Here is a 13,939-nt window from a genome sequence, read left to right as displayed (position 1 = left end):
CCAGTCGCACGGCCGCCGCGGTGCGCAGCGGCAGGCGGGCTGGGTCTGCACCTGGAGTGTTCGGCAAACCGACTTCCCGGATCTGTCAGGGGAGGGAGATCCCCCGATGCTACCGGTGCCGCTGGTGGTCCAGTTCCCGCAGGGTCCGGATCAGGTCCACCGTGCTGAGCTGGCACAACTGGGCCATGTACTCCAGCGCGGGCAGGTCGAGGTGCACCTCGGGCGGCTGGCCGGGCACCAGGTGCGCGAGCCGGCCCTGCGCCCAGCGGCGCAGCGGCATCAGCTGCGGCCGCGGATCGGCGACGACGGTGGCCAGGTCGACCGAGAGGTGGCCGGCGGGCGCGTCACCGAACACGCGTTCGTGCACCCGCGCGAGCACCTGGTGCGCGGGCACGCCCAGCGCGGCGCAGATCTCCGCCAACCGGACCACCGAGCACTGGCGGGTGCCCAGTTCGTAGGTGGCCAGCGTTTGCAGCGAGATGTCGCTCTGCAGCCGGCGGTTGAGCTCCTTGCGGGTCCATCCGCGCTGCTTGCGAAGGCTGCGGAGCTCATCACCGAGCACGCGCTGGTACGCCGCTGTGTCGATCTGCACCGTCGATCCTCCAGTCCGCCGGGGCCCCGACAGACCCCACGCAGATGGAAAGCGCGACAGGACGATTGCTTACGCGGGTTGTCCGATTTATCGCCCGATCGGGCGAACGCAGTGGTACCGAAAGTAGCGTTTCAACGCTGTAACGCGCTGGTGACACCCGTCTCACGTGGCCCCAGGAACTGTGGATCCGGCTTCGTCACGACGCCGTCCCACATCGCCTTGCCCGCCGCGAACACCTCCCGGAAGTGCCCGTAGGCGGTGGTCGCCACCCGGTCGGACGTGTCGTGGCCCACGCCGGACGCCTCGATGCCCGCCGAGCGGCACAGCGCCACCGCGCGGGGCAGGTGGAACTCCTGGGTCACCACGGTCAGCCGCTCGACGCCGAAGATCCGCTTCGCCCGCGTGCACGAGTCCCACGTGTCCAGGCCCGCGTAGTCGGCCACCACGACGTCCGCCGGCACGCCTCGCCCGATCAGGTAGGTGCGCATGGCGGTCGGCTCGTCGTACCCCGTCCGGCTGTTGTCGCCGCTGACCAGCAGCACCTCGACCTTGCCGCGCCGGTACAGGTCGGCCGCCACGTCCAGCCGGCCCGCCAGGAACGCCGTCGGCGTGCCCGCCCTGGTCAGGCCCGCGCCGAGGACCAGCGCCACGGGCGCGTCCGGCACGTCGGCGGCGTCGTGCAGGTAGGCGGCGCTGCTGGCCCGCACCCACACCCACGGCGTGGCCGCGAGCACGGCCAGCAGGCCGAGTGCGACCAGCACCCGCTTCCAGCGCACCCGTCCGATGAAGCTCCCCACGACCACACCCCCCGGTGAACGATCAGTTGACGCAGCGCACCCCGTCCGCCGTGATGGGCGCCTCGGTGGTCGTGCTCGTGTCCGGCTGCTGCCGCCGCGCGCCGTCCAACCCGACCAGCGGGTCGCCGGCGAGCGTCTGCGTGCCCGGCCCGGAGTAGTCCGAGCCGACGAACACGCGGACGTGACCGGCCGGGATGTCGTCGTCCTGCTCGATGTCGAGCCCGCCGAGGGAGTCGGCGACGGCCTCCGCGCCCGCCTCGCCGCCGACGCCGTAGCGGACCACGGACGTGGTCATGGGCGTGGCGTTGTCGGCGCCGCCGTCGGTGAACCGCTCGGCCACGAGCTCTTGGAGCACCCGACCGGCCAGTCCGGGCGTGCCGGAGGCGTTGCGGACCTCGACGGTGACCGACGCGTTGTCGACGGTCGGCACGTTGGCGGCGGTGGCGTTCGGGTCGGCGTTGAGGTTCTTGAAGAACTTCTTCACCTCGCGCTCGTTGATCTCGACCGCCAGGCCGTCCTCGGGCGTCTGCAGCTCCGGGGAGCCCGTCGGGATCGTCTCGAACTTGAGGTTGCCGCCGGTCAGGTCCTTCATCTGGGTGGCGAACCGCAGCACGTTCCAGTCCTTGTCCAGCACGATGGACTTGGTGAGCGCGTCGATCAGGGAGCTGAGCTTGCCCGGGTCGGACAGCGTGCCCGCGGACAGGATCTGCTTGGCCAGGCCCGCCATGAACACCTGCTGGCGCACGATCCGGTCCAGGTCGCCGCGCAGCAGCCCGTACCGCTGCCGGACGAACGCCAGCGCCTCGCGCCCCTGGATCTTCTGCGGGCCGGCGGCGAAGTTCGCGCCGGACATGTCGTCGCGGGTGGCCTGGTTCAGGCACACGTCCACGCCGCCGACGGCCTTGGTGATCTCGTAGAACCCGACCAGGTTGATCTCGGCGTAGCGGTCGATGGTCACGCCGGTGAGGCTCTCGATGGTCCCGATGAGGTTCTTCGCGCCCGCCTGCCGCGACCGGACCTCCAGCTGGGCCGGGTCGGAGACGCCCTCGCGCTCCAGCTTCGCGATCGCGTCGCTCTTGCCGTAGCCGTACGCGGAGTTGATCTTGTGTCGGCCGTAGCCGCCCGCGATCTGCACGTAGGAGTCGCGCGGGAACGACACCGCGACCGCCTTGCCGCCGTCGTTCGGCACGTGCATCAGGATCAGCGTGTCGGTGTTCAGGCCGCCGTCGTTCTCGTTGCCCGCGTGCAGCTCGTCGAGGATCTCCTGGGGCAGCGGGTTGCCCTTGGCGTCGGTGCGGCTGTCCATGCCGACCATGAGGATGTCGACCGAGCCGTCGGCGGGCTTCTCGCCGCCGCCCTCGTCGCTGATGACGTCCGTCGTGGAGATGTCGCTGAGCAGCGTGTTCAGGTTCGCCCACGCGTAGCCGGTGCCCAGCAGCACGGCGACCGAGAACAGCGCGAGCAGCGACCGGCCGAAGATCGCGCCACCGGTCGTGCGGCGCTCGGGCGGACGGCGGCGCGGCGGACCGGTGCGGCCGGTGGACGGGCGCGGGCGTTGACCGGCGGGTCGTCGGGCCGGCGCGATGCGCCGAGGCTCGGCCGGGCGCCTGCCGTCGGCGTCGTGCTCGGCGGGTCGGCGGCCGGCGGGCGGTCGGGGGCGCTCGGCGCCGGACCTGGGACGGACGGGCTCGCTGCCGGCCCGCGCGCGCTCGTCCCCGGGCACGTTCGGCCGGGGCCGTTCGCCCGAAGGGCCGGTCACCGGGCGTTCCGGGCGCTCACCGGGCACGCGCCCGCGTTCGCCGGCCGGGCGCTCGGGCCGGCCGGGCACGCGTCGTTCACCGGTCGGGCGCTCGGGGCCGCGCCGCGGCGGCGGGTCGAACCGCCCCCCTGGCTCGGCCCGCGGCGGTTGACCTGCGGAAGGACTCCGAGGGGGAACAGGTCGCCGGCGGAACCCATCGGGTTCGCCTGGCCTCGGCGGCCGGTTGTCCACTCCCACTCCTCCCAAGTACCCGGGTACTCGCCAATGGACGCATGGCGGGCCGCCCGGGTTGCCACCAGCGTCGCACAGCGGGTTCGCCGGACGTGGTGATACCGGTCCGCGGGCCTGCTGACCAGGTCGGTTACCCGATTGTGAGGTGCGCGGTCCCGCGTTCGTAGACTGCCACCGTGCTGACCATGCAGGATGCGCTGCTCGCGCTGACCAGGTACTGGACCGAACGGGGCTGCGTCGTCGTGCAGCCGTACAACACCGAAGTCGGCGCCGGCACGTTGAACCCGGCCACCGTGCTGCGGGTGCTGGGTCCGGAGCCCTGGCGCGTGTCCTACGTCGAACCGAGCGTCCGGCCCGACGACGCGCGGTACGGCGAGAACCCGAACCGGTTGCAGACCCACACCCAGTTCCAGGTGATCCTCAAGCCCGACCCGGGCGACCCGCAGGAGCTGTACCTGGGCAGCCTCGAAGCGCTGGGCATCGACGTCCGGGCGCACGACGTGCGGTTCGTGGAGGACAACTGGGCCTCGCCGGCGCTGGGCGCCTGGGGTCTGGGCTGGGAGGTGTGGCTGGACGGGCTGGAGATCACCCAGTTCACCTACTTCCAGCAGGCGGGCGGCATGTCGCTCGACCCGGTGTCGGTGGAGATCACCTACGGCATCGAACGCATCATGATGGCTTTGCAGGGTGTCGACCACTTCAAGGACATCGCCTACGCGCCCGGCATCTCCTACGGCGAGGCGTTCGGCCAGGCCGAGTACGAGATGAGCCGCTACTACCTCGACGACGCCGACGTGGAGGCGAACAAGCGGCTGTTCGAGGAGTACGCCGCCGAGGCGCGCCGGATGCTCGACGCGCGGCTGCCCGTGCCCGCGCACAACTACGTGCTCAAGTGCTCGCACGCGTTCAACGTGCTCGACGCGCGCGGCGCGATCAGCACCACCGAGCGGGCCCGCGCGTTCGGGCGGATGCGCGGCCTGGCCCGGGAGGTCGCCGGGCTGTGGGCGGCCCGCCGGGAGGAGCTGGGCCACCCGCTCGGGCTGGCCGAGGCGCCCGCGCCGGCCACCGTGCCGGACACGTTCGCCGAGGTCACGGCCCCCGGCACGCTGCTGTTCGAGATCGGGACGGAGGAGCTGCCGCCCGCCGAGGTGACCCGCACCGTCGAGGCGGTCGGCAAGGCCGTGGCGGACAAGCTCGGCGCGACCAGGCTGGCGCACGGCGCGGTCGAGGTGCACGGCACGCCGCGCCGGGTCGTGGTGCTGGTGCCCGACGTGTCGCCGCGCGAGCCGGACGCGGAGAAGACCGTGCGCGGTCCCCGCGTGTCCGCCGCGTTCGACGCCGACGGCAACCCGACCAAGGCCGTGCAGGGCTTCGCCCGCGGCCAGGGCGTGGCCGTGGACGCGCTCGGCCGCGTCACCGAGAACGGCGTCGAGCACGTCGCCCTCGTGCGCACGGACCCCGGTCGCGGCGCGGTGGAGGTGCTCAGCGGGCTGCTCGGCGAGGTGGTGGCCGAGCTGCGCGCCGAGAAGAACATGAAGTGGAACGACCCGAAGCTGTCGTTCACCCGCCCGATCCGCTGGCTGCTGGCCCTGCTGGGCGCCACGCCGGTGCCGGTCGCGGTGTCGTCGCTGGCCGCCGAGCCGAAGACCCGCGTGCACCGCACCGCCGCCGCGCCCGTGGTCGAGGTGCCGTCGGCGGACGGTTACCTGGAGTTCCTGGCCGGGCACGGCATCGACGCCTCGGCGCGACAGCGGCGGGACGCCATCGTGGCCCGCGCGCGGGAGCTCGCCGCGTCCGTGGGCGGGGTCGTGGACTTCGAGGGCGTGCTGGACGAGGTGACGAACCTGGTCGAGCGGCCCACGCCGATCCTCGGCTCGTTCGAGGAGCGCTACCTGGAGCTGCCCGCCCAGATCCTCACCACGGTGATGCGCAAGCACCAGCGGTACCTGCCGGTGCGCGCCCAGGACGGCTCGCTGCTGCCGCACTTCGTGGCCGTGGCGAACGGCGAGGTGGACGTCGACCTGGTCCGCGCGGGCAACGAGGCCGTGCTGCGCGCCCGGTACGAGGACGCGGCGTTCTTCTGGCGCGCCGACCTGCGCACGCCGCTGGAGGACATGAAGGCCGGGCTGGACAAGCTCACGTTCGCCGACAAGCTCGGCTCGATGGCCGACCGGGCGGGCCGGATCGCGGCGCTCGCGCGGCGGCTCGCCGGGGAAGTGGGCACGGGGGAGGTCGGCTCCGGAGAGGGGAGCACCGCCGCCGAGACCCTGGCGCGCGCGGGGGAGCTGGCCAAGTTCGACCTCGGCTCGCAGATGGTGATCGAGCTGTCGAGCCTGGCGGGCGTGATGGCCCGCGAGTACGCCGAGCGGGCGGGGGAGACCCCGGAGGTCGCGCGGGCGCTGTGGGAGATGGAGCTGCCGCGCTCGGCGGGTGACGCGATGCCGTCGTCCACGCCCGGCGCGCTGCTGTCCCTGGCCGACCGGTTCGACCTGCTGGCCGGGCTGTTCGGCATCGGGGCGAACCCGACCGGCAGCTCCGACCCGTTCGGGCTGCGGCGGGCGGCGCTGGGCGCGGTGAGCGTGCTGCGGGCGTTCCCGGACCTGAAGGACATCACGCTGACCAAGGCCTTGGCGCTGGCGGCACAGGAGCTCGAGGTGTCCGCGGAGGCGCTGGACACGGCCCGCGAGTTCACCGTGCGGCGGTACGAGCAGCAGTTGCTCGACGCGGGGCACGACCACCGGTTCGTCAACGCCGTGCTGCCGCTGGCCGACGCGCCCGCGGTGGCCGACGCGACGCTGGCCGAGCTGACCGCGCTGGCCGGCGACCCGGACTTCGCCGCGCTGGTCGCCGCGTTGCAGCGGGTGCGGCGGATCGTGCCGGCGGACGCGGTGGGCGGGTACGACGCGCGGTCCCTCGTGGAGCCCGCCGAGGTGGCGTTGCACGAGGCGCTGGCCGGCGTGCCCGCGGGCGTGACCGGGCTGGCCGCGTTCGTCGCCGCCGCGAACGGGCTCACCGGGCCGGTGAACACGTTCTTCGACGAGGTGCTCGTGATGGCCGAGGACGCCGACGTGCGGCGGGCCAGGCTGGGGCTGCTGGCCGCGATCCGCGACCTGGCCGCGCCGGTGCTGGACTGGCAGGCCCTGGGCACCGCGCTGGGCTGACCGGCCCGCAGACGACGATCCCCGCCCCCCGGCGAACCGGGGGGCGGGGATCGTCGTCTGTCACTACATGTCGCGGTTGTCTTCGCTCGTCTGGAACTGGGCCGGTGACGGCGAACTGGCGACGGCGAGGTCCGGCGTGACCTGTTCGGCGGCGGCCGGCCCGGCGCCCAAGGCGAGCAGTGCCGCGGCGATCGCGGCCACCAGCGCTGCGGGGACGATTCTCACGCTGTTCTCCTCACACACCCGGCCAGGGTTCGGCACGCGACACCATCGCACAAAAATCGTCGGAACGGGAGTCCCCCTATCGTACTTGCCGGCTCCGTGACCAATCGGGTGCAGAGCGTGATAAGTACGCACTGTAACGGTCCTACCTGCGGTTTCGATGTTCCTGGAAGGTCAACTGTCCGAATGGGGCGGCCCATTCGGAGCTGCGGGGTTGCTACGTCTTGACGAACCCGCACCCGGAGGGATGGAATTCCGCCACATTCCGTATTTCCCGGGTCGACGACGATGTGCCCTGGCAAGGGGTTGGCGAATGCGTAGGCTAGTCAGAGCGGTGTCCTGTGGTCTCGTCGTGCTGCTCGCCGCCGGGTGCGGCGCGGAGGTCGACCCGCTCGCGCCCCCCACGGGCAGTCGGGCGCCGAGGCCGGTGGTCGGCGTGATCCTCCCCGACCGCTCGTCGTCGGACCGCTGGGAGGACCAGGACCGGCCACTGCTGCTCCAGGCGCTGAACTTCGCGGGCATCGAGGGCCTGATCGAGAACGCGGACGGTGACGAGGCGAAGTTCGCCAGCATCGCCGACGAGATGATCGGGCGCGGCGTCAAGGTGCTGATGACGACCCCGCTGAGCCCCGAGGGCGGCGCGGAGGTCGAGCGCAAGGCGCGGCAGGCGGGCATCCCGGTCATCAACTACGACCGGATCAGCCTGGGCGGCCAGGCCGACTACTACGTCTCGTTCGACAACCTCAACGTCGGCGAGCTGCAGGCCGAGGGCCTGCTCAAGTGCCTGGGCGACAAGCAGGGCGCGCGGATCATCGAGCTGCAGGGCGCGCCGACGGACAACAACGCCACCCTGTTCTTCGACGGCCAGCGCCGCAAGCTCGGCCCCAAGTACGACACCGGCGCGCTGAAGCTGGTCGACAGCAAGGCCGTCGACAAGTGGGACCCGGTGCTGGGCAAGGCCGCGTTCGAGCAGATGCTGTCGGCCAACAACGGCGCGGTGGACGGCGTGGTCGCGGCCAACGACGGGCTGGCCGGCGCGGCGATCGAGGTGCTCAAGGCCAAGGGCCTGGCCGGGCAGGTGCCGGTGACCGGTCAGGACGCCACGCTGGAGGGCCTGCGGGCGATCCTGCGCGGCGAGCAGTGCATGACGGTCTACAAGCCGATCCGGGACGAGGCCGAGGCGGCGGCGCGGCTGGCCATCGCGGTGGCCCGCGGCGACCTGAGCGGCGCGGACGACCTGGCCACCGGCAACACCCGCGACCTGGTGGCGAAGCGGGACGTGAAGTCGGTGCTGCTGGGCGCGGACCTGATCACCCGGGACAACGTGCGCGCGCTGGTGGCCGAGAGCGTGGTCAAGCACGCGGACCTGTGCGCGGGCGACACCGCGGACGACTGCGCCGAGCTGGGCATCCTGACCGGCTAGGCGGCGGCCCCGGGGCCGGGCAGCACGTCGATGTCGGCCGGCCCCATCGGCTCGCCGCACTCCGGGCAGTGCGGCTCGACGTGCGCGGTCCGACCGCACGCGTGGTGGCGGTAGAGCACGGGCGGGCCGGCCTCGCCCGCCGTCCAGCGGTCGCCCCAGCGCACCATCACCATCAGCAGCTCGACCTGTTCGAGCCCTTTCGGCGTGAGCGCGTACTCGTGGCGCGGCGGCTTGGCCGAGTACTCGCGCCGTTCCAGCACGCCCTGCTCCAGCAGCCACCTGAGCCGTTCGGCGAGCACCTTGCGCGAGATGCCGAGGTTCTCCTGGAGCTACCTGGAACCGCTCCGCCACCCGCCGCAACGGCCAACCCCGGTCCACGACACACCGGGCCAGGCGCAGCCTGCCTACGGGAGTCAGGGGTGCGTTGGCGCGGGTCACGAGGGCCTCCGTCGGTCAGGTGCAGATGTCGCAATCCACACCGAACCCGGAGGCCCTCCCTCATTCCAACATCATCCGACTACGCGTCGAACCGCCCACAACCTCCCAGGGCAGTACAGCTAGTCCTCCTCGTCGTGCCGCCCGGAGATGAACTCCTGCACCCGGATCTTCACCTGGATCAGCGGCCGGCGGATGCGGGCCTCCCGGCGGTACGCGCGGCGCAGCTTGCGCGAGCCCTCGGTGTAGCGCCAGCGGGCCCACGGCGAGCCGGGGCGGGCCAGCCGCAGCGCGCCGATCTCCGGCAGCACGGGCACCAGCAGCCCGATCAGCCCGGTCCACACCTTGCCCTTGAGCAGCGCCACGATGGCGAAGGCGAGGTTGACCAGGATGATCAGCACGCGCACGGCCAGGCCCTCGCCGTAGAACTCCTCGTAGCCCAGCGGGTGGGCGCCGAGCAGCAGCAGGCCGGTCATCCCGATGGCCAGGAACACCGCGTCCACCGACAGCCGGCCGTCCTTCGTCCAGTACACGTCGCGCAGGTGCAGGAGCAGCGCGAACTCGTCGAGCACGAGGGCCGCGCCGACGCCGAGCAGCGTCGCTGCGGCAACCCGCACCCCGTGCTGGTCGTCCGGCACGGCCAACCCGATCATGCCGCCGAGCAGCATGAAGACCGCGCCGAACACGACGTGGTGGATGTGCGTGCCGCCGGGGGTGAAGTTGCCCGGCCACCAGCGCACCTTCGCCCGGATCAGGCGGACGCTGATCCGGATGAAGACGAAGGTGACCACCAGGCCGAGGAAGAAGAACAGCAGCCGGGACTGGGGCAGGTGGAGCGCGTACACCACTCCATCTTCACCCGACGGGGCTACTTGAACCTGATGCCGCCCTGGATGTCGCCCGCCTGCACGACGTTGCCGTGCACCGTGCCGGAGATCTGGTTGGTCACCCGGCCGGTCTGCGTGACGGCGTGGTGGGCCCGCAGTTCGGCCCCGAAGCCCGGGTCGGCCGCGACGGCCCGCTCCAGCGTCTCGCTCAGCTCCTTGACCTGGGGCGAGTCCGCGGGCGCGCCCTCGGCGGCGGTGAGCGCCGCGGCGGCCACGGGATCGTCCGCGAACTTGGCGCGGACCAGCTCGTACAGGCCGGCGACGGCCCGCGAGGCGAGCGACGCGGCGATGGTGACCAGCATCGGTTCAGGCATCGGAGACCCCCTGTGATCGCGGCCTTGCCCACGGTAGCAGTGCGACTCGCCGCATTCTTCCGCTCGACTGCCGGCGGGATCTCATGGTTGACTGTCTTCGGTCGTACCTTTCTGTGTTCGTGTTCCACCACGCTCGCGGAACGGAGTTGCGGGCGCCGAACTTTCCTCGCCAGGAGGGGCCGGGGCCCTAGCTGACCCGGTGGTCGCAAGCGCGATCCGGCACCTGTTAGAGGAGAAGTAGCAAGATGGCAGTTCAGGGCACCGTCAAGTGGTTCAACGCGGAGAAGGGCTTCGGCTTCATCTCCCCGGACAACGGTGGCGCCGACGTGTTCGTGCACTACTCGGAGATCCAGAGCAACGGCTACCGCACCCTGGAAGAGAACCAGCGGGTGGAGTTCGAGATCGGCCAGGGCCAGAAGGGCCCGCAGGCACAGGCGGTTCGACCGCTCTGACCTAATCCGGGTCACCACCAGGACCTGGATCTTTTCGGGCCGCCACTCCTCGCAGCAGCGGGGGGTGGCGGCCCGAATCGTTGTTCAGGCCCTCAGCCCGGTCGCCAGGTCGACCTGCCCGCCGTGGACCCGCTTGCCGATCAGCCGGGCGTCGTCGAACACGAAGAACACCGTCTCGCGCACCCGGTAGGCCCGCCCCGCGGGCTCCTCGCCGCGAAGACCGCCCTGGTGGGTGCCCCGCAGCTCCAGTTCCACGACCACCGCGTCTTCGGCGTGGCGCAGCTCGACCAGCGTGCTGCGCCGGTCCGGGAACGCGTCGTGGACGCGCGCGTAGTAGGCGGCGACCTCGGCCCGGCCGTCGAACACCTGACCGGTCGCCACGATCTCGCACCGGGGGTGGTCGAAGGCGCTGACGGCGGTGTCGAACTCGTGCTCGTTCTCCGACTCCAGGTGCTCCAGCACGATCGCCTCCCGCAGGGCCCGCAGTGCCTTGGACGCGGTCATGCGCGCGATTCCCTCCGGTTCGTCGGTAGCTGACGACGAAACACGCAGCGCACCCACCAGTCAAGACGGCATCCGCGTCGAGAGCGGCGCGAACGGACGCGCGTTCACCCGTCGAGCGGTGCGCGCGACCGTCCGGTCGGAGTGGTCGTGATTGGTGCCATTGCCGGTGCGGCCGACCGGCGACCGGGTGCGCTTAATCGTTTACCCGGGGCTTCGCCGGTAAGGCGGCGGGTGTTCGCCGCCGCCTTGCCGTGTTCGCTCAGGGACGCATTCCGTATGCGCCGGACAGCGCCGCGACCTTGCTCCAGACGCGTTCGAAGCGGGCCTGGTCGACAACGGGCTTGCGGATCTGCCCGACCGCCCAGCCCTGCTGCGCCTCGGTGGACGACGCCTTGCCGTGCAGCGCGACCGCGTAGGCCGAGAAGTCGCGCACCAGGACGTCGAACACCTGGTCGAGCACGTCGGTGTCCAGGTCGGTGAGCCGGGCCTGCTCCAGCGCCAGCTGGCCGTAGACGACCAGGGTGAACAGGTGGCCGAGGTTGAGCAGGAAGTCCAGGTCTTGCTGCTGCTCGTCGTCGGGCGCGGCGGTGGTCAGCAGGGTGCGCAACGCCGCGGCCTGCTCGTGGAAGCGGGCCACGTTGGGCACGTGCGCGTGCTCGCGGTAGGCCCTCTCCCAGTCGTGGAACCGGATCCGCCCGAGGCCGCGGGCCGGTCCCTGGCGCCAGAAGAAGTCGTCGTCGGCCGGGTCGTGCCTGGTCGGGACGTCGTCGTACGCGGCGGGCCGGAACAGGTAGTTCGGCATGAACTTGAGCACGAGGGCCAGGTTGACGTGGACCGTGCCCTCCAGCTTCGGCAGCGCGCGGATGTCGCGGGCGGCCATGGCGAAGTAGGTGTCCTTCTCGAAGCCCTTGGCCGCGATCACGTCCCAGAGCAGGTCGACGACCCGTTCGCCCTCGCTGGTGACCTTCATCTTGGTGATCGGGTTGAACAGCAGGTAGCGGCGGTCCTCGGGGGAGGCGCTGCGGAAGTAGTCCGCGGCCCGGTCGGCGAACAGCTTCATGGCGGTGAGCCGGGCGTAGGCGTCCACGAAGTTCTGCCGCACGTGCGGGAAGTCGGTGACCCGCTTGCCGTACAGGACCCGGTTGTGGGCGTGCGTGACGGCCTCGTAGAACGCGTGCTCGTCGATGCCGATCGACGCCGTGCACAGGTTGAACTTGCCCACGTTGACCGTGTTGAGGGCGGCGCTGAACGCGTCCGGGCCGGTGTGCAGGACGTCGTCCGGGGTGACCGGGTAGCCGTCCAGGTGGAACTCGCTGACGTACATCTGCGAGTCGACCACGTTCTTGACCAGCGTGAACTTCTCGTGCTGGGAGTCGACGGCGAAGAACACGTAGCCGTCCGGCCCCTCGACGTCCGCGCGGCGGCCGAAGACCGACACCATGCCGGCCACGTTGCCGTTGCCGATGTAGTACTTGCCGCCGGTCGCGGTGAAGCCGGTGGCGGTGGGCGTCAGGACCATGTCGGTGGAGTAGACGTCCGCGCCGTGCTCCTTCTCGGACAGCCCGAACGCGAACACCGAGCCCCGGTCGAGCAGCTCGGCGGCCTTCTCGCGGGCCACCGCGTTGTCGCTCATCCAGATCGGGCCCAGGCCCAGCACGGTGACCTGCCAGGCGTACCAGTACTGGAGGCCGTAGAAGGCGAGGACCTCGCTCAACGCGGCGTTGCGGGCGGCGTCCCAGCGCTTGTCGGGGTCGCCGCCGGCCTCGGCCGCGGGGGTGCAGAAGGTCGCGAACAGCTTCTCGCGCGCGACGAAGTCGAGGAACTCGGTGTACCAGACCTTGGCCTGGTCGTCGGCGATCAGGCGGCGCTTGCCGCGCTCCTCGAACCAGTCGACGGTCGCGCGCAGCAGGCGGCGGCTCTCGGCGTCCAGGTGTCCGAAGTCGTGGGTGTTCGGGTGGAACAGCACCGGGGTTCTCCCTTCGTCGCCGCCGCACGCTACCAGTCGGTAACTTGTCTGGCTCGTGCCGTCCGCGTCACCGCCTGCGGAGCGGCGGCCGGGGAGTTAGTGTGCTGCGCGTCACAAACCGAGGAGACGTCATGCACCTGCTCGCCATCGGCACCCGCAAGGGCCTGTGGCTCGCGACCAGTGAAGACCGCACGTCGTGGAGCCTCAGCGGACCGCACCACCCGATGACCGAGGTCTACGCGGTCGCGATCGACCACCGCCGCGACCGGCCGCGGCTCCTGGTCGGCACGAGCAGCCCGCACTTCGGCCCGACCGTCGTGACCAGCGACGACCTCGGCGCGACCTGGGACGAACCGGACCACGCGCCGATCGCCTTCCCGGAGGAGGTCGCGCTGGAACGGGTGTGGCAGCTGGCGCTCACCCCCGACCCGGAGGTCGTGTACGCGGGCACGCAGCCCTCGGCGTTGTTCCGCTCCGAAGACGGCGGCCGGACGTATGCGCTGGTGGAAGGCTTGTGGAAGCACCCGCACCGCGAGCGGTGGGGCGCGGGGTTCGGCGGGCAGGCGATCCACACCGTGCTGCCGGACCCGGTCGACCCGCTGCGGCTGGTCGTGGCCATGTCCACCGGCGGCGTGTACCGGACGTTCGACGGCGGGTCGTCCTGGGAGCCGGCCAACACCGGCATCAAGGCCTACTTCCTGCCCGACCCGTACCCCGAGTTCGGCCAGTGCGTACACAAGGTGAGCCGGCACCCGTCGCGGCCCGAGCGGCTGTTCCTGCAGAACCACCACGGCGTGTACCGGTCGGACGACGGGGGCGCGACGTGGGCGTCGATCGCGGCCGGCCTGCCCGCCGACTTCGGGTTCACCGTGGTCAGCCACCCGCACGACCCCGACGTCGTCTACACCTTCCCGCTGACCGCGGACGGCGACCGGTTCCCGCCCGGCGGCGAGTGCGCGGTGTACCGGTCCTCGGACGCCGGGTCGTCGTGGGAGGCGCTGCGCGCCGGGCTGCCGGACGGCTTCTGGACCGCCGTGATGCGCGACGCGATGTGCACCGACGCGGCAAGCCCGGCCGGCGTCTACTTCGGGTCGCGGTCGGGCGAGGTGTACGCCGGCGCGGACGAGGGGAAGAGCTGGCGGCGGATCGCCGAGCACCTGCCCGACGTGGTGTGCGTGCGGGCGGCGGAGGTGTGA

The 13,939-nt window shown here is 71.7% G+C and carries 13 protein-coding genes and 1 pseudogene; 4 read left to right on the top strand and 10 right to left on the bottom strand.

Features of this window, described 5'->3' with window-relative positions; all coding sequences use genetic code 11:
* Positions 1 to 109: 109 nt before the first annotated feature.
* From EDD40_RS16935 to EDD40_RS16925, 3 genes are all read right to left on the bottom strand, one after another.
* On the bottom strand, positions 110 to 592 hold the full coding sequence (locus EDD40_RS16935; protein WP_123743780.1) for a helix-turn-helix domain-containing protein: 483 nt from the start codon (positions 590 to 592) through the stop codon (positions 110 to 112).
* A gap of 131 nt (positions 593 to 723) precedes the next feature.
* On the bottom strand, positions 724 to 1,389 hold the full coding sequence (locus EDD40_RS16930) for a SanA/YdcF family protein (protein WP_211348190.1): 666 nt from the start codon (positions 1,387 to 1,389) through the stop codon (positions 724 to 726).
* A gap of 22 nt (positions 1,390 to 1,411) precedes the next feature.
* Positions 1,412 to 3,217, bottom strand: a complete 1,806-nt coding sequence (locus tag EDD40_RS16925) for an LCP family protein (protein ID WP_246037700.1) — start codon at positions 3,215 to 3,217, stop codon at positions 1,412 to 1,414.
* Positions 3,218 to 3,564: 347 nt separating this feature from the next.
* On the opposite strand from EDD40_RS16925, the gene EDD40_RS16920 reads away from it, so the two are divergent.
* Entirely contained in the window at positions 3,565 to 6,540 is a 2,976-nt protein-coding gene (locus EDD40_RS16920; protein WP_123748073.1) for a glycine--tRNA ligase, read from the top strand.
* 63 nt (positions 6,541 to 6,603) lie between these two features.
* Here EDD40_RS16920 and EDD40_RS41750 read toward each other — a convergent pair whose 3' ends face one another.
* Positions 6,604 to 6,765 carry a hypothetical protein gene (locus EDD40_RS41750; RefSeq protein WP_170185113.1) on the bottom strand — a complete coding sequence of 54 codons (162 nt, stop codon included), beginning with the start codon at positions 6,763 to 6,765 and terminating at the stop codon, positions 6,604 to 6,606.
* A gap of 310 nt (positions 6,766 to 7,075) precedes the next feature.
* On the opposite strand from EDD40_RS41750, the gene EDD40_RS16915 reads away from it, so the two are divergent.
* Positions 7,076 to 8,185 carry a sugar ABC transporter substrate-binding protein gene (locus tag EDD40_RS16915; protein WP_123743778.1) on the top strand — a complete coding sequence of 370 codons (1,110 nt, stop codon included), beginning with the start codon at positions 7,076 to 7,078 and terminating at the stop codon, positions 8,183 to 8,185.
* On the opposite strand, the gene EDD40_RS16910 is transcribed toward EDD40_RS16915, so the two are convergent.
* The 4 genes and pseudogenes from EDD40_RS16910 to EDD40_RS16895 form a co-directional block, all read right to left on the bottom strand.
* The gene (locus EDD40_RS16910) at positions 8,182 to 8,484 is read right to left on the bottom strand and encodes a winged helix-turn-helix transcriptional regulator (protein WP_246037698.1); all 303 of its coding nucleotides are present in this window, start codon (positions 8,482 to 8,484) and stop codon (positions 8,182 to 8,184) included. The two genes, EDD40_RS16915 and EDD40_RS16910, sit on opposite strands and share 4 nt — an antisense overlap.
* 28 nt (positions 8,485 to 8,512) lie before the next feature.
* Positions 8,513 to 8,623, bottom strand: a pseudogene (locus EDD40_RS16905) (IS481 family transposase); the annotation flags it as partial.
* A gap of 119 nt (positions 8,624 to 8,742) precedes the next feature.
* Complete coding sequence (locus tag EDD40_RS16900) at positions 8,743 to 9,465, bottom strand: hypothetical protein (RefSeq protein WP_236594719.1); 723 nt, start codon at positions 9,463 to 9,465, stop codon at positions 8,743 to 8,745.
* A 23-nt stretch (positions 9,466 to 9,488) separates the two neighbouring features.
* A complete protein-coding gene (locus EDD40_RS16895; RefSeq protein WP_123743775.1) occupies positions 9,489 to 9,821 on the bottom strand; it encodes a hypothetical protein in 333 nt (110 codons plus the stop codon).
* Between the two features lie 245 nt (positions 9,822 to 10,066).
* Here EDD40_RS16895 and cspE point away from each other — a divergent pair, with 245 nt between their 5' ends.
* Positions 10,067 to 10,273 (top strand): transcription antiterminator/RNA stability regulator CspE, encoded by a 207-nt coding sequence (gene cspE / locus EDD40_RS16890; protein WP_015098655.1) that lies wholly within the window; start codon positions 10,067 to 10,069, stop codon positions 10,271 to 10,273.
* A gap of 84 nt (positions 10,274 to 10,357) precedes the next feature.
* Here the strand turns inward: cspE and EDD40_RS16885 are convergent, their stop codons facing one another.
* Complete coding sequence (locus EDD40_RS16885; protein WP_123743774.1) at positions 10,358 to 10,777, bottom strand: ester cyclase; 420 nt, start codon at positions 10,775 to 10,777, stop codon at positions 10,358 to 10,360.
* Positions 10,778 to 11,036: 259 nt separating this feature from the next.
* Complete coding sequence (locus EDD40_RS16880) at positions 11,037 to 12,743, bottom strand: acyl-CoA dehydrogenase family protein (RefSeq protein ID WP_211348188.1); 1,707 nt, start codon at positions 12,741 to 12,743, stop codon at positions 11,037 to 11,039.
* A gap of 131 nt (positions 12,744 to 12,874) precedes the next feature.
* Here EDD40_RS16880 and EDD40_RS16875 point away from each other — a divergent pair, with 131 nt between their 5' ends.
* Complete coding sequence (locus EDD40_RS16875; RefSeq protein ID WP_123743772.1) at positions 12,875 to 13,939, top strand: WD40/YVTN/BNR-like repeat-containing protein; 1,065 nt, start codon at positions 12,875 to 12,877, stop codon at positions 13,937 to 13,939.

The sequence above is a fragment of the Saccharothrix texasensis genome, from assembly GCF_003752005.1.
Lineage (GTDB): Bacteria > Actinomycetota > Actinomycetes > Mycobacteriales > Pseudonocardiaceae > Actinosynnema > Actinosynnema texasense.
The sequence above is the reverse complement of the archived record's forward strand: the minus strand, read 5'-3'. Positions and strand labels throughout refer to the sequence as shown.